Source organism: Brevibacillus sp. FW301-21C12A (genome assembly GCF_058788915.1).
Window position 1 is genome coordinate 40,680 of sequence record NZ_JBYTBG010000025.1, and the last position, 17,677, is coordinate 58,356.

Below are 17,677 nucleotides of genomic sequence, written 5' to 3' on the forward strand. Positions count from 1 at the left end.
GAAAAACTCCCGTGAAGCCAGGATGAGTAGCTCCACAGGAGTGTCGGTTCGTGCTGTCTGATTCGTTTAGATCGGGAGAAGCTCTACGCTTTCCTTGCTCTCAAGCTCTGCCACCATGTCCAGCCACGCTTGCGGCTTTTGCGGCAGCACGGCGTAATAGCGTTTGAGGAAAGTGACGATCAGCTCTGCCTCCAGGCTCGTCTGCTCTTCATTCGTCGGCATGAAGCCAAGGTCCAGTCCCGATACGGCCTCGCCATCGTTTTGCCAGGATGGGTGCACATAGGCGATATTCGTGCGCTTGTAGCCCAGGTGGGAGAGAACTTCGCGGCGCACGAACGGGTCCATCGGCTTGATGCCGCCAAAGCTGTGCTCCTCCACGCGGTACGGATCGTAAATTTCGGCAAACATGCCGTACAGCTCCTTGCCGCTTTCCTTTGCAAGCGCGAGCAGGTCTTTTTGCCGCTCTCTCGCCAGAAAACGGCCTACGCCAAGCCCTTCCCGCCCGATAATCGTAAAGTCGGTCATCGCGACGTTCAGGTCGGGATAGTAACGGTATTCGGTGGCTCCGACTACTTCTCCTTCATGCACCGCGACAAACACGCGAATGCCCGGGTCTTCGAGCGGCTCTTTCCACAGGTCGTAGTCCAAAACCTCTTCTGGCGGGAAAACTTCCTGCATCAAACGGTGCATTTTCGCAAACAGCGGGTTGTCAATATGTTGAATGCGTACAAATTCCATCGGGATCCATCCTCCTGAGCGTGAGAAAATCGGTGTATCGTCTGTCGCCTAGCGTGCCAGAAACGGGTTTTTCCACTCCATCAGCACGGCGTAGTTGCGGGACTCTTCGTCCTCCAAATAGTTCGGCACAATTTGCACGGGCACACGGCCACAGCGCATGAGAAACGTGATGACCGGGTCTTTGACCTCTCCGGCGACCACGCGCTCGACGTATTGCTCTGGCGTCCACTCGCCAGCGTAGCGGCCGTAGCCAGGCATTCTGCCGCCGCCCAAGAGCCGCTTCAAGCCTTTTTGCACGACCAGCTCGTACATCGCCTGCATCATGAGCTGTCCGAGTCCGAGCTTGCGGTGACTCGGCCGGATACAAATGTCGACGATGTACAGCGTGTCCCCGTCCGGATCGTGGTTGCGGATGTAGCCGTTGTCGGTCACATCCGCCCACTGGTGCTCCGGGTGCGCTGGATCGAACGGCACGAGCAGCCCGGTCATCGAGCCTGCCAGCACGCCGTCCACCTCCACGCAAATCGCGCCCTCGGGAAACAGCGTAATGTGGTTGGTGAGCTGCTCCTGGTTCCACCACAGTTCGGATGGAAACGGCGGCGGGAAGCTTTCCGCCTGAATCTGGATCAGCTCGAAAAAGTCGGAGCGGTTGTAGTTGCGGATGACGGCCTTGCGCGGCTTGTCCCCTTCAAACACATACAGCTCTTTGCGGTACATATCCATCCTCCGTCCGTTCGCGGTATGCTAGCTCCAATCGGGATACAGGTCTGTGCGACGGTCGCGCCAGGTGGTGACCGAGCCTTTTTCCCGCACCTCGTACAAAAGCGACAGGTCGAGATCGGCGGTCACGAGCATGTCCTGGTTGATTTCGCCCTCGGCGAGCACTCCGCGAGGCGGGAACGGCACATCGTTCGGCGTCAAAATCGCGGCCTGCCCGAAGTTGGCACGCATAAAGTCGACGGTCGGCAGCGAGCCTACCGTCCCTGTCAGAACGACGTACACCTGGTTTTCGATCGTGCGCGCATGGCTCGTGTAGCGCACGCGGTGGAAAGCGTGGCGGTCGTCGGTGCAGGACGGACAGAAAATGACGTCCGCTCCGCGCGCCTTGGCGATGCGCACCCATTCGGGGAACTCGATATCGTAGCAAATAATCAGCGCGACCTTGCCTTTGTCGGTTTCGAAAATTTGCAGCGAGTCGCCCGCGCCCATGTTCCAGCCTTTGACTTCCCATGGCGTGATGTGGATTTTCTTTTGCTGGCCTACCCGTCCGTCGGGGTAGAACAAAAAGGCGGTGTTGTACAGCTTGCCGTTTTCCTCGATAATGTGCGTGCCGCCGATGAGGTGCATGTCGTACTTGGCCGCGAGGGAAGAAAACAACTGCACATACCGCTCGGTGAACGACGGCAGTGCCGTGATCGGCAAAGCATTTCCGTGTTCGTCGCCGATGGACATGAGTTGGGTAGTAAACAATTCAGGAAACAGCAAAAACTCGGCGTCGTACTCCTGGGCGTTTCGGACGTAGTGCTCAACCTGATTTGCAAAATCTTCAAAGCTATGTATCGTATGCAGATGGTACTGCACTGCTGAGACGCGCATTTTCATGGCATTCTTCCTTCCTTTTTTCCATATGCCTAAAATATATCAAAAATGATCGAGAAAGTCTCTCTTGCAATATGCCGCACAGCAAACTTGGCCAAAGGCAACAGAAGAGTCACCTGCCCCTTCGGACAGGCGACTCTTTTTCGGTCAACAAACGCGGAAATGCTCTCGCCAAAAAAACGGGGGTGCAGCAATGTACTTCGTGACCGGGCGACTGACCGCCTTCATGCAGCGAAACACCGTCCCGCCGGGAGTTGCGCGCGAGTACCGGCAGAAGCTTTTTACATGCCGCTGTTCGTGCCGCTCATGCGCAAGGCCGTCTTGTACAGCAGCTCCGTCCCGAGCGCGATGTCTTCATAGGTGGAAAATTCCTGCGGATTATGGCTGATCCCGTCCTTGCAGCGGACAAAAATCATGCCGTAGTCGCACACGTACGAAAGAGCCAGCGCATCGTGGAACGGGCCGCTCATCAGTTCGCGGGCGGAAATGCCCAGCGCACGGCTCTCCTCGTGCATGATCGCCTTGATCCAGTCCGCGCAATAGCGCGGGTCGCTGTTCGTGTCCTCCGTAATCGTGTACTGCAAGCCGCCCTCTGCCGCCGCACGGGCAATCGCCTCGCGCAGCGCTTTTTCCCGCTCGTCCCGCCGCACGAGATCAATGTCGCGCAAATCGACGGAAAAGCGCACCCGCTCAGGGATGATGTTGCGGGAATCCGGGAACACCTCCAGGTGGCCTACCGTGCCTACCGTCGGCGCCTCCGGGTCTAGCCGGGCCAGCTCGTTTACCGCGAGAATGACTTTGGCCGCTCCGACCAGCGCGTCTTTGCGCATCGGCATCGGCACCGATCCGGCATGTCCGGCAAAGCCCGTCAGCTCGACCGTCCACCACAGCGGGCCCGAGATCGCCGACACGATGCCGATCGGCTCGTTGGCATCGTCGAGAACTGGCCCTTGCTCGATGTGCAGCTCCAGATACGCGCCGATGCTGCCTGCGGGATAGACCGATTCGGCCAGGCGCTCGGGGTCGCAGCCGAACGCTGCGAGCGCCTCCCTGCGCGTCACGCCGCTTTTGTCGGTGCGCTCCAGGTCTTGCGGGTCGAGCTGCCCGAGGATTCCTTTTGAGCCGAACAAGCCTTTTTGAAAACGGCAGCCTTCCTCGTCGCAAAACGCCACTACCTCAATCGGCTGCTTGGGGACGATGCCTTGCTCGCGCAGCGTCTGGGCGACCTCCAGACCGCCCAATACGCCGATTACGCCGTCATACCTGCCGCCGTACGGCTGGGAATCAATGTGCGAGCCGATCATCAGGACGGGCGCAGCCGGGTTTTGGCCAGCCAGTCGCCCGATCAGGTTGCCGAAGTGGTCCAGCCGGGCAGACAGCCCCGCTTCCTCCATCCAGGAGCGCACCAGCTCCACGCCAGCGCGATCCTCCGGGGACAGGGCCAGCCGACATACACCCGTCTCGCCGATTTTCCCGATCTGGGCCAAAGCTTCGATCCGCTTTCGCAGCCGCTCTTCGTTGATCGTAAGCACTCTCGCTTTTACGTTCATGCCTTCAAAACCTCCTCATCCTGACTTTGGTAAACGATCTTGCCGTCAATCATCGTCTGTTCGACCTTCAGTTCTTTGATGCGCTCGTGCGGGTGGGACAAAATGTTGCCGTTCAGCACCACGAGATCGGCCAGCTTGCCCGGCTCAATGCTGCCCTTGATCCCCTCCTCGAAGCTGGCGTACGCGCCGTTCCAGGTGAACATGCGGATCGCTTCCATGACGGTGACGCGCTGGTTGGTCCCGACTGGCTGGCCTGTTTTGCTCCGTCGGTTGACCGCGGCGTGAATGCCGATCAGCGGGTTGAAATCGGTCACCGGGCAGTCCGATGCCCCTGCCGCGATGATGCCAAGATCAGCCTGCCCGCGCGCGGGAAACATGTGCCCGACCCGTTCCCCGATGTTTTTGACGTACGAATCGCCGTGATCGTAAATGAACGCCGGGTTCGGGATCGGCACAACGCCCAGTCGGGCCATTCGCGCAAGCAAGTCCGGCGACGAGACGCCCGCATGCTCGATCCGGTGGCGGTGGTTCTTACGCGGATGCGCGGCCAGCGCGGTTTCAAAGCAGGTCAAGAGCATGTCGATTGCGCGATCCCCCTGGGCATGCGCGGTAATCTGAAAGCCTTTGGCATGTGCCTCTCCCAAAATCGTATTCAACTCGTCCTGTTCATAGTAGAGAATTCCGCAATCGCCGGGACGGCTGTCAAACGGCTCGCGCATCGCCATCGTCGGCGCAATGCTCGCTCCATCGGTAAACACCTTCGCCGGGCCGATGCGAAAGCGCTCGTCGCCCGTTCCCGTGACCATTCCCGCGTCGATCATCCGCCGCACGAAGTCCTCCGACTGATTCAGGGCGCAAATGATCGCGTAAATGCGCACCTTGACGTCGCCTGCCTGCACCGCCTTTTGCATCGCCCGATAGTTGTCCGGCCCGTACCCGCCTGCGTCGTGAACGCTGGTGATGCCAGCCGCCACAAAATCTTCGGAGGCGAGGCGCAGCCCCTCTTTGTACTCCGCTTCGGAAAAAGCGGCCAGCTCAAACATTTTCATGTGGGCCGTCTCGACCAAAAAGCCTGTCAATTCGCCCTGCCCGTCGCGGTCGATCCGGCCGCCCTGCGGGTCCGGCGTCTGTTTGTCGTAGCCGGCGCGCTCCAATGCCCGGCTGTTTGCGACACTGTGGTGGGCGCACGTCCGCATGACGAAGATCGGATGCTTGCCCGACACCGCATCCAGTTCGGCACGGGTCGGATAGCGCTGCTCGATCATCAAGTTTTCGTCGAACCCGCACGCTCTCACCCATTCGCCCTCCGGCGTTGTTTCCGCCCGCTCCCTGAGCGCCGCGAGCAGTTCCTCGATCGAGCGGATGCCGCGCGCCTTGCAGTCCACGCCGAGCTTGTTCGTGCCGTAGATCGTGATGTGCAAGTGCGCGTCGATAAAGCCGGGCAAAAGGCTTTTGCCTTCCAGGTCGATGATGTTTGTCTCTGGCTCGATCAGCTTTTTGATCTGTTCGGTTGTGCCGACAGCGACAATCCGGTTGCCTTTGATCGCGACCGCTTCTGCGATCCGGTCCTGCGCATCCACGGTCACCACATGTCCATTGAGAAAAACGGTATCTGCCATGTTGCTTCCCCCATTCGTTTTTTCACGTTGCCTTGCGCGCTATTCCAGCGTAGGCGTCCCTTCTGCTTTCGCCGCCTGATGCTCACCGACAGCCATGCTTCTCGTTACCGCTGTCACGGCAAACATGACGACGATGTTGACGAGCAGCGCCACTACCCCGATGTTCAAATCTTTAATCGCGGACGGCCAATGCGGGAACATTGTCGCCAGCGTCACGTTCGCCACCGTGACATAAGCCACCGTCGCCACCCCTGCGAGAATGCCGGCGAACGCCCCGTATTTGTTCACCCAGGGCTGCTTCGGCAAGCTGAACAACAGCGCCGGGAACAACTGGGTCACCAGGCTGTAGCCCATCAACAGCAAGGTTACGAGCGTGTCGCCGCCGCCGAGCGTAAAGTAGAGAGAAACCAGAGAGATAACTGGCACGAGCAGTTTTGCCGTCTTCGCGATCTGGGCATCCGTCGTGGCAGGCGCCATCACCTTGTACACGTTTTTCGCCAAAAGCGTCGCCCCTGTCATCAGCAGCATGGAGCCGGGCACGAGCGCCGTCAGCAGCCCCGCCGCCCCGATGATGCCGACGATCCACGGGTCAAACGTTGTAAGCGACAGCCGTAGCAAAGACAAATCCCCGTCTGCCCCTTGCAAGCCGGGAACTTGCAGGATCGCGGTAAAGCCGACGAAAAACACAAACAAGAGCATCAAGGTGTAGAGCGGCAGCATGATCGTATTTTTGCGGAAAACATTTTCATTCTTGGCCGAAAAGACCGAGCCGAACGTATGCGGCCACATATAAAAGCCGAAAACCGTAATGAGTACGGTGGAAATGTACCAGGAAATGCTGAGCCCTTCTTCCGGAAAGGTCAGAAAGCCCGGATTCGCCGCCTGCACCGCTTCGAACATCGGCTGAATGCCGCCGTAGTAGTGGTACGGCAAGTAAATCCCGAGAAAGACGACGACGAAAAAGATCATGATGTCCTTGATCGCTGCCGTCCAGGCCGAGCCGTGAATGCCGGACAGCATCACGTAGATAGTGACCGCGATCACGCCGAGCCAAACAGCGGCTGCTGGCGAGATCGTCCCGTAAGAAGCTTCCGAGACGATAATGCCAAGCCCTTTAAATTGCAGCACGAGGTACGGGATGATCGCGACGACGCCAACGGCGGCCACGAGAATGCCCAGGATCGGGCTGTTGTATTTGCTCACAAAAAAATCGGATTGGGAGACGAGTCTGTGTTCTTTGGCATAGCGCCAGATCGGAGGCAGTAGCCAGTAGGAAATGACGTAGGCAAGCGAGATGTAGGACAGGACGTAGTAGGAAGGCGCTCCTTTGGAGTAGGCCCAGCCGCTTCCGCCAAGGAACGTAAAGGTCGTATAAATTTCCCCCGCCACCAACAGGAAAATAAAGATAGAGCCAAAGCCTCTGCCGCCAACCGTCCATTGCTCCATGTTCATGTCTTTTCCTTGGCGCGCGCGAATCCCGGAGTAGAACGCCAGCAGCAGAAAGGCAAAAATAATCAAGAGGGCGCTGTTCATGATGAGCTCTCCTCCTCTTTTGTCGCCGGATCGATTTTGTTCAAAATCGCCATGACGACAGAGATCAGCACCACCCACAACACAATCCAGAACAGGACAAATGGCATCCCAAGCACATACGGCTCCACCCGGTTGACAAAAGGTATCCCGCCAAGCATGCCGACAAACGGCACGACCCCAAGCCAATCTCTTGCTTTCATGCAAATCCCCCTGTTTACTCGATTTGTCCCATTGCCTGCGCGCGCTTTGGACATGTACTCTATTATTATCGAAAAATTCAATTTTCTCCTTTGTGCAAATGACCAGAAAACAGAGCAAGCTTTTGTTTGTGCTGATAATAAATGGAACACCGGGGGGGAAGTAGCGTGATAACAGTCCGTGAACTGATACAGGTTGGGGGCTTTGCAAAAAACGCCGTGCTGGCGGGGGAAGAGTTTCTCGACAGAGAGCTGCTCGGGGTTACTTCGTTTGACTCTCCCGACGGGCACCGCTGGCTGCGGCCCGGCGAATTTGTGCTGACGACAGGCTTCCCGTTTTTGACGCAAAAAGATTCGTGCGAGGAAGGGCTGACCCGACTGATCGACGAACTGGTCGAGACGGGAACGCCGGGACTTGCGATCAAGCTCGGCCGCTACATCGAGAGCCTGCCCCCTGCCGTCCTCGCCTACGCGCAAAACAGGCAAATGCCGATCCTGTCTTTTCCGATGGAAAAAGCATGGTCAGATGTCATCGTGCCCGTCGTGCAATACATCAACGACAAACAGCGCATCGAACTCAACCGCACACACGCCATTTACGAGCGGTTTCATCGCCACCTGACCGCCGGAGATCCGGTTTCCAAGCTGGCTGAACTGCTGCACGACCTGTTGCAAGCCCCCGTCTCCATTCAAGTGCCTGGCTGCAAATGGAAGTGGGAGTCGCCGCCCGAAGCATTCCCCGCCGACTCGGAGATCGGCCAAAAGTTTGGACAAACCGCCTCCCGCCATCTGGGCATACACCCGCTCGCCAAAAGCGCCAATGGCTATCCCATCCGCTGGCTGCTGCACGAGCAGAAGGTGCAGGGCGCGATTGTTGTGGGGCAAATGGACCGGGAGCTGCACGCGTGGGAAAAGGTCGCCATCGAGCAAAGCGCGGCCTTGCTGTCGCTGGAAATGGAGCGCATGCGCTCTGTCGCCGAGACGTATCAGCGCTTCCGCAACGATTTTTTGCAGCTTCTTCTCGGCGGCGAGATTCATGCGCAAGACGTGCTTACGCGAAAAGCGGATGAGGTCGGCTGGAAGCTCGCGGACCACTATACCGTCGTCGTCATGGGAGTGTCCCCGCACGAGCGCACAGGCATCGAAAACTGGACCGAAAATCACAGTTTGCTGGAAGCTCTCCGCCCTCTCCTGTCTTCTCTCGACCTGGCGATCCTCTTCGGGCTCGATCAGCACAATCGCGTCGTTTTGCTCGTACCGACCGCAGCAGAAACCGCAGAGGCTGTAGGCAGCATGCGGCAAGTGCTCGAAGCCGTGCGCTCGTTTGCCTGGCAGCAGCCTGTGTTCGTCGGGCTGGGCCGCTTTCATTCTGGACGAGCAGGCATCGTCCAGAGCTACCGCGAGGCGCAAATCAGCTTTCGGACGGCGCTTCGCGGCAGTTCCGCATCCGCCGCGGCCAACACCGTCGTCGTCGACTTCCACGACCTCGGGCTGGAGCGCATCCTGTTTGCGGAGCAGCCCGGCACGGAAGCATCCTCTTTGGCTAGAGAATACTTGGGCCGGATCAGGGAGTACGACCGGGAGAAAAACGGCCAGCTCTTGCAGACGCTCCAAGTCTTTTTGCAGGCGGACGGCAATCATGCCGAAGCAGCCGCGCAGTTGTTCGTCCACAAAAATACGATCAAGTACCGGCTGGCGCTCATCCGCGAGCTGTCCGGGCTGAACCCGGAAAACGGCCATGACCAACTGCTGCTGCGCATCGCCATGACAGTGCAATCGATCGGGTATCCGCAAGCGGAAGCTGGTATAATGGCAAAAGAGAGACGTAGGGGGAATTTGCATGGATGAGTGGTTGAACAAGCCTGTGAAAACGAGAGAACGCCCGAAAAAACGCGGAATCGTCGAATACATCGACGACCAGTACATCGTCGTCTTTTTTACGGCTCCGCGCAAGGAACGCGTTATCTTTTCGAGCAAAGAGTCGTTTTTGAGCAAAGTGGAGTTGTTGGAGGACGAGCCGCCCGCCCCGTAACAGTCTGCTTTTTCGCACGCCAAAAAACCCGTGTCCGGCACAACGAATGGTGCATAGGACACGGGTTTTGCGTTTTCCTGTGAACGTAAGAAACCGTCGCTTTTACGCGTAGTGCTCTTCGCGCAGGCGCTTGATCTCTTCGCTGTCGAGGTACTCGTCGTAGGTCATCATCTTGTCGATAACGCCCTTAGGAGTGAACTCGATGATCCGGTTGGCGATGGTTTGCACGAACTGATGGTCGTGGGAGACGAACAGCAGTGTTCCTTCAAAGTCGATCAAGCCGTTGTTCAACGCTGTGATCGATTCCAGATCCAAGTGGTTCGTCGGTTCGTCCATAATCAGCACGTTGGCGCCAGCCAGCATCATTTTGGACAGCATGCAGCGAACTTTTTCGCCCCCGGACAGCACGTTCGCTTTTTTCAGCGCTTCGTCGCCGGAGAACAGCATGCGGCCGAGGAATCCGCGAATAAACGTCTCGTCCTGCTCCTTGGAGTATTGACGCAGCCAATCCACGAGGCTCAAATCGGTGTCGAAGTACTCTGCGTTGTCTTTCGGGAAGTACGCGCGGGAAGTGGTGACGCCCCATTCAAAAGAGCCGCTGTCCGGCTGTACTTCGCCCATCAAAATTTGGAAGAAGGTCGTTTTCGCCAGCTCGTTTGGTCCGACAAACGCTACCTTGTCGCCTTTGTTGATGACCAGATGGAGGTTTTCAAACAGCTTTTCGCCCTCTACGGTCTTGCTCAAGCCTTCGATCGCCAGCAAGTTTTTGCCCGCCTCGCGCTCCGGCTTGAAGTTGATGAACGGATATTTGCGGCTGGACGGACGGATGTCTTCCAGCGTAATTTTCTCCAACAGCTTTTTGCGCGAGGTCGCTTGCTTCGACTTGGAAGCATTCGCGGAGAAGCGCGCGATGAACTCCTGGAGCTCCTTCATCTTTTCTTCTTTTTTCTTGTTCTGCTCACGAACCATCTTCAGCGCGAGCTGGCTGGATTCGTACCAGAAGTCGTAGTTCCCTACGTACATTTGAATTTTGCCGAAGTCGATATCCGCAATGTGCGTACACACTTTGTTCAGGAAGTGACGGTCATGGGAAACGACGATGACGGTGTTTTCATAATCGGCCAGGAAGTTTTCCAGCCAGCGAATCGACTCGATATCCAAGTGGTTTGTCGGCTCATCCAAAAGCAGGATGTGCGGGTTGCCAAACAGCGCTTGCGCGAGCAGTACCCGTACTTTTTCCGTACCGGACAGGTCTTTCATCAGCTTGTCGTGCAGGTCGGTCGGGATGCCCAGACCGATCAAAAGGCTCGCCGCATCCGCTTCCGCCATCCAGCCGTTCAGCTCTTCAAACTCGCCTTCCAGTTGAGAGGCGCGGTTGCCGTCCTCTTCGGAGAAGTCTTCTTTCATGTAGAGCGCCGTTTTTTCTTCCATAATCTCGTACAGGCGCTTGTGACCCATAATGACTGTTTTCAGTACATCGTACTCGTCAAACTCGAAGTGGTTCTGCTTCAACACAGCGATACGCTCGCCTGGTGTCACCGAAACGTGTCCGCTCGTCGGTTCGATCTCTCCGGAGAGGATCTTGAGAAACGTAGATTTCCCCGCACCGTTCGCACCGATGAGGCCGTAACAGTTACCAGGGGTAAACTTAATGGATACATCTTCAAACAGTGCGCGTTTGCCGTAGCGCAGCGTCACGTTCTGAGTGCTTATCATCGTCGCAATACCTGCCTTTTTTGAATCGTTCAAACACTTATCTTACCAGAGATAGCCTCATATTGCAAAAGAAAAGCAGATGCCGCGAAGCGCGGCCAAAACGGACTCCCCCACATGGATTGCGGCGGAAGCGGGAAAGCTACCACTGTACGTCCATCCTAACGAAGAAAGAGGTCGTGACGATGTCCAAGCACAACGGAGTCAAAAACGAGATGGGCAAAAAAGAAAATCCTTCCCAGACGCGTTCTTCGACAACAGTGGGCAAAGAAGAGACGCGCTCCAAGCAACGCGGCGAATAACCGTGCCCTTCCCAGCGAAAACCGGCCTGCCTGTTTGGGCAAGCCGGTTTCGCATTCGTTTTGTCGCGCAACTACCGCTCAAATGCTCACTTGCTGCGGGACGTACGCCCGCGTTGGCTTGATCGCTGGCGCGTTGTCCACAAAAATGGACACGTTGTGCAGCGTCACGTACACGGTTCCGCCTTCGACGACGTTCAGTTCCAAAAACCGCTGCCGGCTCATTTCCGCTTCAAACACTTCCTTCGTATCCAGCCGCTTCAATTCCAGACGGACGATCGGCCCGAGCAAGGTAATCCGCTCGGTTTGCGCCTGAACGGCTGTCGCTGCGGACGATTTTGGCGGATGCAGCGACACTTCCACGTCATGCGGACGCATGTAGCCGACGGCTGGCCCCTCGCCGACATCGTGCTCCGCCTCGAACTCCGCTTCCCCCAGCTTGATCCGCCCGTTTTGAATCCGCCCGTGGAACAGATTGACGCGGCCGAGGAAGCTGTAGACAAACGGATTGGCGGGCTTGTGGTAAATTTCTTCGGGGGAGCCTACCTGCTCCACTCTGCCTTCGTTCATGACGACGACGCGGTCTGCCAGCTCCATCGCCTCTTCCTGGTCGTGCGTCACAAACAAAATCGTCAAGCCGAGCTTTCCGTGCAAATGGCGCAGCCAGCGCCGCAGCTCCTGCCTGACTTTCGTGTCCAATGCGCCAAACGGCTCATCCAGCAGCAAAAATTTCGGCTCCACCGCAAGCGCTCTGGCCAGCGCGACACGCTGCCGCTGTCCCCCGGACAACTGCGAAGGATAGCGATGGGCAAGCCCCTCCAATTGAACCAGCCGGAGCAGGGAATGCACTTTTTCGTGAATCTCTCTTTTGCTCGGCCTTGTTTTGCGGGGACGGACAGTAAGACCGAAAGCGAGGTTGTCGAAAATGTTCATGTGCCGAAACAGGGCGTAATGCTGGAACACAAAGCCCACCTGGCGCTCGCGCACGTCCCGGTCCGTATTGTCCTCGCCGTTGAACAGGATGCGCCCCTGCTGCGACTGCTCCAGTCCGGCGATCAGCCGGAGCAAGGTCGTCTTGCCGGAGCCGGACGGGCCCAAGAGCGCAACCAGCTCGCCCTCGGGTATGTGCAAATTGACATTTTGCAGCGCGGTAAAGTTTTTGTATGTCTTCGTAATGTTGACAACCTCAATGCTCATCCTGCCCTCTCTCCTGACACGTCAAAGTGATGTTCCTCTTCCCCCTCGGACTGTCGCTCCGTTTTCCACTCAATCACGCTTTTCAAAACGAGCGTAACCAGTGCCAACACAGCGAGAAGCGTCGCGACCGCGAAAGCCGCAGCGAACTGGTATTCGTTGTACAAAATCTCCACGTGCAAAGGCAGCGTGTTGGTCATGCCGCGAATATGGCCGGAAACGACCGAGACAGCGCCAAATTCGCCCATCGCCCGGGCATTGCAGAGAATGACGCCGTACAAAATGCCCCACTTCACATTCGGCATCGTGACGCGCCAAAACGTTTTCCAGCCGCTCGCCCCGAGCGACACGGCCGCTTCCTCTTCGTCCTTGCCCTGCGCCTCCATCACGGGAATCAGCTCGCGGGCGACAAACGGAAACGTCACAAAAGTCGTCGCCAGCACGATGCCCGGCACGGCGAAGATGATTTTCAGGTCAAGCGCAGCCAGCCACGGCGCTGCAATTCCCTGGCTGCCGAACAGAAGAACGAAAATCAGCCCGGAGATGACAGGCGACACCGCAAACGGCAAGTCAATCAGGGTCAGCAGCACATTTTTGCCGCGAAACGAAAACTTCGCGATCGCCCACGCGGCAGCGATGCCAAACGTGACGTTCAACGGCACGCTGATCGCGGCGACCAATAGCGTCAGTTTGACCGCCGACAGCGTTTCCGGGTCCGAAATGGCGGCGAAAAACACGTCTGCCCCTTGCTTGAACGCCTCGGTGAACACGGCAATCAGCGGCAGGATGAGAAACAGGCCGAGAAACAGAAAAGCAACTGCGATCAAGCTCCAGCGCACGTAGGCTGGCTCTGTTACATGCTTCATTGGTCACACCCTCTATCGTGCCGCATCGAATTTGTTAATCCTCCATTGCATGTAGTTAATTATCAGCAACATGACAAACGAGGCGACGAGCATGACCGTCGCGATCGCCGTCGCGCCCGCGTAGTCGAACTGCTCCAGCTTTGTCATGATGAGCAGCGGCACAATTTCTGTCTTGAGCGGCATATTGCCGGAAATAAAGACGACAGAACCGTACTCGCCGAGCGCTCGGGCAAAAGCGAGGGCAAAGCCGGTGATGATCGCCGGGAGCAAATGGGGCAAGATGACGCGGGTAAACGTGCGAAAGCGTGTCGCCCCCAGCGTCGCGGCTGCTTCCTCCATCTGCAAATCCCAGTCCTGCAAAACAGGCTGCACCGTCCGCACGACAAACGGAAGACCGATAAACGTCAACGCCACCCAAATGCCGATCGGCGTGTACGCCACTTTGATCCCCCACTCCGCCAAATACTGCCCGATCCACCCGTTTTCGGCGTAGATCGAGGTGAGCGCAATCCCGCCTACCGCTGTCGGCAAGGCAAACGGAAGATCGACAATGCCGTCAATAATACGTTTTCCGGCAAACTGGTAGCGGGTCAACACCCAAGCGACCAGCACGCCGAATACCGCATTGACACAGGCGGCAAAAAAGGAAGTGAGAATGCTGACGCGTATCGAGGCGAGCACGCGCGTATCGAGAATCGTGCCTACGAACTGCTCCCAGCTCAAGGTGGAAGCTTTTAAAAACAGGACGGACAGGGGGATCAGCACCAAGAGGCTCAAGTAAACAATGGTGTAGCCCATCGTAATCCCGAAGCCCGGCAAAAACCCCCTGCGCGAAAATAGTTTTCTCATGGAGCTAACTCCTCTGATGGCAAGATATGTTTATGGGCGATTACGGTTTGTAAAGCTGATCGAAGACGCCCTGGTCGGAGAAATGGATTTGCTGCGCCTTCGTCCAACCGCCGAACAGTTCGTCTATTGTGAACATTTCGATTTCAGGAAACGCAGGTGTATGTGCCTTGAGCACCTCTTCGGAGCGCGGACGATAGTAGTGCTTCGCCGCGATTTCCTGGCCTTTTTTCGTGTAGAGGAATTGCAGGTACGCTTCGGCGACTTCCTTAGTCTTGTGCTTTTCCGCGTACTTGTCGACGACGGTGACAGGCGGCTCCGCCAAAATGCTGATAGACGGATTGACGATCTCGAATTTGTCTTTGCCCAGCTCGTTCACCGCGAGATACGCTTCGTTTTCCCAGGCGATCAGCACGTCGCCAATGCCGCGCTCGACAAAAGTAGTCGTCGATCCGCGCGCGCCCGAATCGAGCACCGGGACATTTTTGAACAGCGCTGCCACGAACTCCTGGGCTTTCGCCTCGTCGCCCCCGTTTTTCTTGAGCGCATAGCCCCAGGCAGCGAGGTAGTTCCATCTGGCTCCCCCGGACGTTTTCGGATTCGGCGTGATGACCGAGATGCCCGGTTTGACCAGATCGTCCCAATCCTTGATCTGCTTGGGATTACCTTTGCGCACCAGAAAAACGATGGTCGAGGTGTACGGCGAGCTGTTGTCCGGAAGCTTCTTTTGCCAGTCGGCCGGGATCAGCTCGCGCTCGGCAATGGCGTCGATGTCGTAGGCGAGCGCCAATGTGACGACATCCGCCTCCAGACCGTCGATGACGGAGCGGGACTGCTTGCCGGACCCACCGTGAGACTGCTTGATCGTGACCGATTGTCCGGTTTTTGCCTTCCACTCCTGGGCAAATTCCTCGTTAACCTCCTGGTAAAATTCTCTCGTCGGGTCGTAGGAGACATTGAGCAGCTCTACAGTCTGGGCGCTGCCCCCGGCCTCTGTCCCGCTTGTTCCCGTTCCTGTCGACGCAGCGGAGCATCCGCCCAAAGCGATAGCCAAAGCGACGATGCCGATGCGTTGCAGGCTGGAATGGATCTTGCCCTTTGTGGTGTTCATACTGGTAACCTTCACTCCCTGTTTTTTAATCTATACTATTTTACTCGGAATACTTAGTTATTTACGATTATACCCGCCTTTTTATCGCTGTCAATCATATTCCCATCCACTTTATGCCCCATGGGCGGGCGAGGTGAGCGCGGGCAGCCGTGCAGATGATCTTTATCGCATCAGTTGCGGCGACCGCTCCATTGAGTTTTTCCCTTGCGCAAACGTATCGCGCCGCTTCCCAGAGCATTTTTGGTCCAAAACAAAAAAGACAGCAACCGGCGCTGTCCCCCATGAATGCGGATTTGATTTATTCATAAACTTTACTCCCCGGTTCTGTCGTCTGCTGCCGCTTGAATCTGTTGCACGACCTCTTGCGCTTCGAGCGGTGTGTGCGCCGGGAGCTCTAAAAAAGTAGCGGCCCGTTTCCTTGATTTTTTCGTAAAGCGCAAACAGTTCCGGGCCACTTTTCTCGCCGCCAGCCAGGATCGGCTCTGTATCGGTCGCGATGACGATTCCTTTGGCCTCCCCACCTTCCATGATGAACGAGAGCTTCTCATCCGTAGGAGATAGCCAATCCTGCATAGAACGGCCGTCATAGGAGCGTATTTCCTCCGCTTCCGGCAGCACAGCTCCCGGAATGGAAAAGCCGGACAAGCTTACGTTGCTTTTTCATTTGCTGAAAAATTTGCTGTCTTTGTTACGGGCCTGTTCCATCTTTTTGTAGGCAGCCAGCGCTTCCTTGTCGCCTTGGTTCATGGCATTCGCCACGTAGCCAACGAAATTCCGGCCACGATGACGACGCCGAGCAATGTCCACGAATATTTATTCATAAACAAACCCCCACGTTCATTTTTTTCAAAACCGTATAAGGAGTCGACCCATTCTTGTCTGGCTTGAAATAGTATACCTAAAATATCCAATCTACCAAAAAAGCATAAAAAAACGGACGCCCTGTTCCTCGCCAAAAGAATGGATGCTGGCGGCAAGCAACTTGTCATTGGCGAACTGCAGCAGCCCTGTGTTGGCACAACTGCTGCCTCCGCCGACGATCACCACATCACAGCGCAAATCGTCCGAAATGGCAGGATAGCGTGGCGGGTTGGGAAAAGTATGCGACCAATACAGTTTGCCATTCACTAAATCCATGCGGCAATTCCCCTCGGCATTGGTTGGTGTAGCAGCTAACCCATAGCATAACCAACAGAAGCGTTGACATCCGTCTCGCGCATTTTTTCGCTTTCGGTTATGATGAAGGGACAAAGGAGTGAAGGAACGTGATTACCGTCTATGTAAAACGTCCGCATGAACAGGCGGAAAAGCTCGACATTGCCGATACCAGCTCCTTGAGCGACCTGGTGGACGGCGACTTTGAAGTGGTGGCCGACGATCATCTGGAAGGAATTTCCTTGATCGTGAATGAAGATGGGCGCGGCGTGTTGGGGAACAACTTCCCGATCACCTCGGACGGCTATTTGGACTGGGTCTACGGTCCATGCGTGTTCGTCAAAGCCGACGGCCGTTCGCTCACGGAGGAGGACATCAGCCGGATCGACCGCTTCCTTGCGGCCAAAGTGTAAAAGCAGCTTGCTCGTTGCAGCGAGCGTACAGCGAAAAGACCCCTGATCTGCCCGCGATGTGCCGTTTGTTTCTGCACACGCTGCTTCCCAGGGGTCTTTTCTTTGTTGGGCAGATCGGCCTAGCCGTTGATCCCGCTGCTGCCGAAGCCTCCCGCTCCTCTTTCCGTCTCATCCAACTCGTCGACAACCTCGAAGCGGGCGACAGGCACCAGACCGATCACACCTTGCGCGATCCGGTCGCCTTTTTTAATGAAGTAGCTGTGCGCGTCGACTTCCTCAGCCACCTCCACCTGTTTTTCGCCTGCATCCAGACACACTTTGCCGAGCTTGCCAGAAGGAATGCGGATGTTGTCCATCAACACGCACACCTCTCCGCGATACCCCGCATCGACCGTCCCCGGCGCATTCGACAGGCGCAGCTTTGTCTTCGCGCCTATCCCGGAACGCGGGCGCACTTGCAGCTCGAACCCTTCCGGCAAGGCAAAAGCCAGTCCGGTCGGAATTTTGGCAGACTCCCCCGGAGCGATAATCGTATCTTCTACCGCTACCAGATCGAATCCGGCGTCCATCGCGCGCGCGTATTGCGGAATGACGGCATCCGGGTGCAGTTTTTTAAGTTTCACCTGGGCAACCAGGCGCTCATTTGTCGTATTCATCCAAGTCTCTCCTCGTCTATCGCCTCTACAGCTAATGTCCTTCCATAGTGTACAAGATGAACCTGCATCCAGCAAGTTCGCCGCTTTTTCACTACTATTTTGCACATTTTCATAGAAAGCTCACAAATTCCTTTCTTTTTCTACGCTTTTGCTGGC

At 56.6% G+C, this 17,677-nt stretch carries 18 protein-coding genes; 3 read left to right on the forward strand and 15 right to left on the reverse strand.

The window, feature by feature from the left end:
• Positions 1 to 66: 66 nt before the first annotated feature.
• The 7 genes from AC3WQH_RS15890 to AC3WQH_RS15920 all read right to left on the reverse strand — a co-directional run bounded on the left by AC3WQH_RS15890 (position 67) and on the right by AC3WQH_RS15920 (position 7,239).
• On the reverse strand, positions 67 to 738 hold the full coding sequence (locus AC3WQH_RS15890; protein WP_492332145.1) for a GNAT family N-acetyltransferase: 672 nt from the start codon (positions 736 to 738) through the stop codon (positions 67 to 69).
• A 48-nt stretch (positions 739 to 786) separates the two neighbouring features.
• A complete protein-coding gene (locus AC3WQH_RS15895; protein ID WP_005833505.1) occupies positions 787 to 1,455 on the reverse strand; it encodes a GNAT family N-acetyltransferase in 669 nt (222 codons plus the stop codon).
• Positions 1,456 to 1,482: 27 nt separating this feature from the next.
• Positions 1,483 to 2,340: a carbon-nitrogen hydrolase family protein gene (locus AC3WQH_RS15900; RefSeq protein ID WP_005833506.1), complete on the reverse strand. Its 858-nt coding sequence runs from the start codon at positions 2,338 to 2,340 to the stop codon at positions 1,483 to 1,485.
• A gap of 278 nt (positions 2,341 to 2,618) precedes the next feature.
• Positions 2,619 to 3,887: a M20 family metallo-hydrolase gene (locus tag AC3WQH_RS15905; RefSeq protein ID WP_005833507.1), complete on the reverse strand. Its 1,269-nt coding sequence runs from the start codon at positions 3,885 to 3,887 to the stop codon at positions 2,619 to 2,621.
• On the reverse strand, positions 3,884 to 5,506 hold the full coding sequence (locus AC3WQH_RS15910; protein ID WP_005833508.1) for an amidohydrolase: 1,623 nt from the start codon (positions 5,504 to 5,506) through the stop codon (positions 3,884 to 3,886). The genes AC3WQH_RS15905 and AC3WQH_RS15910 overlap by 4 nt, the downstream gene beginning before the upstream one ends.
• Before the next feature lie 39 nt (positions 5,507 to 5,545).
• Positions 5,546 to 7,039, reverse strand: coding sequence for a sodium:solute symporter family protein (locus AC3WQH_RS15915; protein WP_005833509.1), 1,494 nt, complete (start codon positions 7,037 to 7,039; stop codon positions 5,546 to 5,548).
• Positions 7,036 to 7,239, reverse strand: coding sequence for a DUF3311 domain-containing protein (locus AC3WQH_RS15920; RefSeq protein WP_005833510.1), 204 nt, complete (start codon positions 7,237 to 7,239; stop codon positions 7,036 to 7,038). The genes AC3WQH_RS15915 and AC3WQH_RS15920 overlap by 4 nt, the downstream gene beginning before the upstream one ends.
• A gap of 165 nt (positions 7,240 to 7,404) precedes the next feature.
• On the opposite strand from AC3WQH_RS15920, the gene AC3WQH_RS15925 reads away from it, so the two are divergent.
• Positions 7,405 to 9,084 carry a PucR family transcriptional regulator gene (locus tag AC3WQH_RS15925; protein ID WP_492332146.1) on the forward strand — a complete coding sequence of 560 codons (1,680 nt, stop codon included), beginning with the start codon at positions 7,405 to 7,407 and terminating at the stop codon, positions 9,082 to 9,084.
• Positions 9,077 to 9,268, forward strand: coding sequence for a hypothetical protein (locus tag AC3WQH_RS15930; RefSeq protein ID WP_005833513.1), 192 nt, complete (start codon positions 9,077 to 9,079; stop codon positions 9,266 to 9,268). The genes AC3WQH_RS15925 and AC3WQH_RS15930 overlap by 8 nt, the downstream gene beginning before the upstream one ends.
• A 102-nt stretch (positions 9,269 to 9,370) precedes the next feature.
• Here AC3WQH_RS15930 and AC3WQH_RS15935 read toward each other — a convergent pair whose 3' ends face one another.
• The 7 genes from AC3WQH_RS15935 to AC3WQH_RS15965 all read right to left on the reverse strand — a co-directional run bounded on the left by AC3WQH_RS15935 (position 9,371) and on the right by AC3WQH_RS15965 (position 16,434).
• Positions 9,371 to 10,984: an ABC-F family ATP-binding cassette domain-containing protein gene (locus AC3WQH_RS15935; RefSeq protein ID WP_005833515.1), complete on the reverse strand. Its 1,614-nt coding sequence runs from the start codon at positions 10,982 to 10,984 to the stop codon at positions 9,371 to 9,373.
• A 377-nt stretch (positions 10,985 to 11,361) separates the two neighbouring features.
• The gene (locus AC3WQH_RS15940; protein ID WP_026557116.1) at positions 11,362 to 12,477 is read right to left on the reverse strand and encodes a sulfate/molybdate ABC transporter ATP-binding protein; all 1,116 of its coding nucleotides are present in this window, start codon (positions 12,475 to 12,477) and stop codon (positions 11,362 to 11,364) included.
• The gene (gene cysW, locus AC3WQH_RS15945; RefSeq protein ID WP_290426009.1) at positions 12,474 to 13,340 is read right to left on the reverse strand and encodes a sulfate ABC transporter permease subunit CysW; all 867 of its coding nucleotides are present in this window, start codon (positions 13,338 to 13,340) and stop codon (positions 12,474 to 12,476) included. The genes AC3WQH_RS15940 and cysW overlap by 4 nt, the downstream gene beginning before the upstream one ends.
• A gap of 12 nt (positions 13,341 to 13,352) precedes the next feature.
• A complete protein-coding gene (cysT, locus tag AC3WQH_RS15950) occupies positions 13,353 to 14,189 on the reverse strand; it encodes a sulfate ABC transporter permease subunit CysT (protein ID WP_122953443.1) in 837 nt (278 codons plus the stop codon).
• Between the two features lie 40 nt (positions 14,190 to 14,229).
• Positions 14,230 to 15,297 (reverse strand): sulfate ABC transporter substrate-binding protein, encoded by a 1,068-nt coding sequence (locus AC3WQH_RS15955; RefSeq protein WP_005833526.1) that lies wholly within the window; start codon positions 15,295 to 15,297, stop codon positions 14,230 to 14,232.
• Between the two features lie 162 nt (positions 15,298 to 15,459).
• A complete protein-coding gene (locus AC3WQH_RS15960) occupies positions 15,460 to 15,915 on the reverse strand; it encodes a hypothetical protein (protein ID WP_290426010.1) in 456 nt (151 codons plus the stop codon).
• A gap of 294 nt (positions 15,916 to 16,209) precedes the next feature.
• Positions 16,210 to 16,434, reverse strand: coding sequence for a hypothetical protein (locus AC3WQH_RS15965; protein WP_005833528.1), 225 nt, complete (start codon positions 16,432 to 16,434; stop codon positions 16,210 to 16,212).
• Between the two features lie 128 nt (positions 16,435 to 16,562).
• On the opposite strand from AC3WQH_RS15965, the gene AC3WQH_RS15970 reads away from it, so the two are divergent.
• Positions 16,563 to 16,865, forward strand: coding sequence for a DUF3846 domain-containing protein (locus AC3WQH_RS15970; protein ID WP_005833530.1), 303 nt, complete (start codon positions 16,563 to 16,565; stop codon positions 16,863 to 16,865).
• Between the two features lie 119 nt (positions 16,866 to 16,984).
• Here AC3WQH_RS15970 and dut read toward each other — a convergent pair whose 3' ends face one another.
• Positions 16,985 to 17,521, reverse strand: a complete 537-nt coding sequence (dut, locus tag AC3WQH_RS15975) for a dUTP diphosphatase (RefSeq protein ID WP_005833531.1) — start codon at positions 17,519 to 17,521, stop codon at positions 16,985 to 16,987.
• Between the last annotated feature and the right edge of the window lie 156 nt (positions 17,522 to 17,677).

Excerpts from the sequence above, each read along its gene's own strand:
- AC3WQH_RS15895 (WP_005833505.1), bottom strand. The coding sequence starts at position 1,455 with ATGTACCGCAAAGAGCTGTATGTGTTTGAAGGGGACAAGCCGCGCAAG.
- AC3WQH_RS15900 (WP_005833506.1), bottom strand. The coding sequence starts at position 2,340 with ATGAAAATGCGCGTCTCAGCAGTGCAGTACCATCTGCATACGATACAT.
- dut (WP_005833531.1), bottom strand. The coding sequence starts at position 17,521 with ATGAATACGACAAATGAGCGCCTGGTTGCCCAGGTGAAACTTAAAAAA.
- AC3WQH_RS15930 (WP_005833513.1), top strand. The coding sequence starts at position 9,077 with ATGGATGAGTGGTTGAACAAGCCTGTGAAAACGAGAGAACGCCCGAAA.
- AC3WQH_RS15955 (WP_005833526.1), bottom strand. The coding sequence starts at position 15,297 with ATGAACACCACAAAGGGCAAGATCCATTCCAGCCTGCAACGCATCGGC.
- AC3WQH_RS15920 (WP_005833510.1), bottom strand. The coding sequence starts at position 7,239 with ATGAAAGCAAGAGATTGGCTTGGGGTCGTGCCGTTTGTCGGCATGCTT.
- AC3WQH_RS15905 (WP_005833507.1), bottom strand. The coding sequence starts at position 3,887 with ATGAACGTAAAAGCGAGAGTGCTTACGATCAACGAAGAGCGGCTGCGA.
- cysW (WP_290426009.1), bottom strand. The coding sequence starts at position 13,340 with ATGAAGCATGTAACAGAGCCAGCCTACGTGCGCTGGAGCTTGATCGCA.
- AC3WQH_RS15910 (WP_005833508.1), bottom strand. The coding sequence starts at position 5,506 with ATGGCAGATACCGTTTTTCTCAATGGACATGTGGTGACCGTGGATGCG.
- AC3WQH_RS15890 (WP_492332145.1), bottom strand. The coding sequence starts at position 738 with ATGGAATTTGTACGCATTCAACATATTGACAACCCGCTGTTTGCGAAA.
- AC3WQH_RS15935 (WP_005833515.1), bottom strand. The coding sequence starts at position 10,984 with ATGATAAGCACTCAGAACGTGACGCTGCGCTACGGCAAACGCGCACTG.
- AC3WQH_RS15940 (WP_026557116.1), bottom strand. The coding sequence starts at position 12,477 with ATGAGCATTGAGGTTGTCAACATTACGAAGACATACAAAAACTTTACC.
- cysT (WP_122953443.1), bottom strand. The coding sequence starts at position 14,189 with ATGAGAAAACTATTTTCGCGCAGGGGGTTTTTGCCGGGCTTCGGGATT.
- AC3WQH_RS15965 (WP_005833528.1), bottom strand. The coding sequence starts at position 16,434 with ATGGATTTAGTGAATGGCAAACTGTATTGGTCGCATACTTTTCCCAAC.
- AC3WQH_RS15915 (WP_005833509.1), bottom strand. The coding sequence starts at position 7,039 with ATGAACAGCGCCCTCTTGATTATTTTTGCCTTTCTGCTGCTGGCGTTC.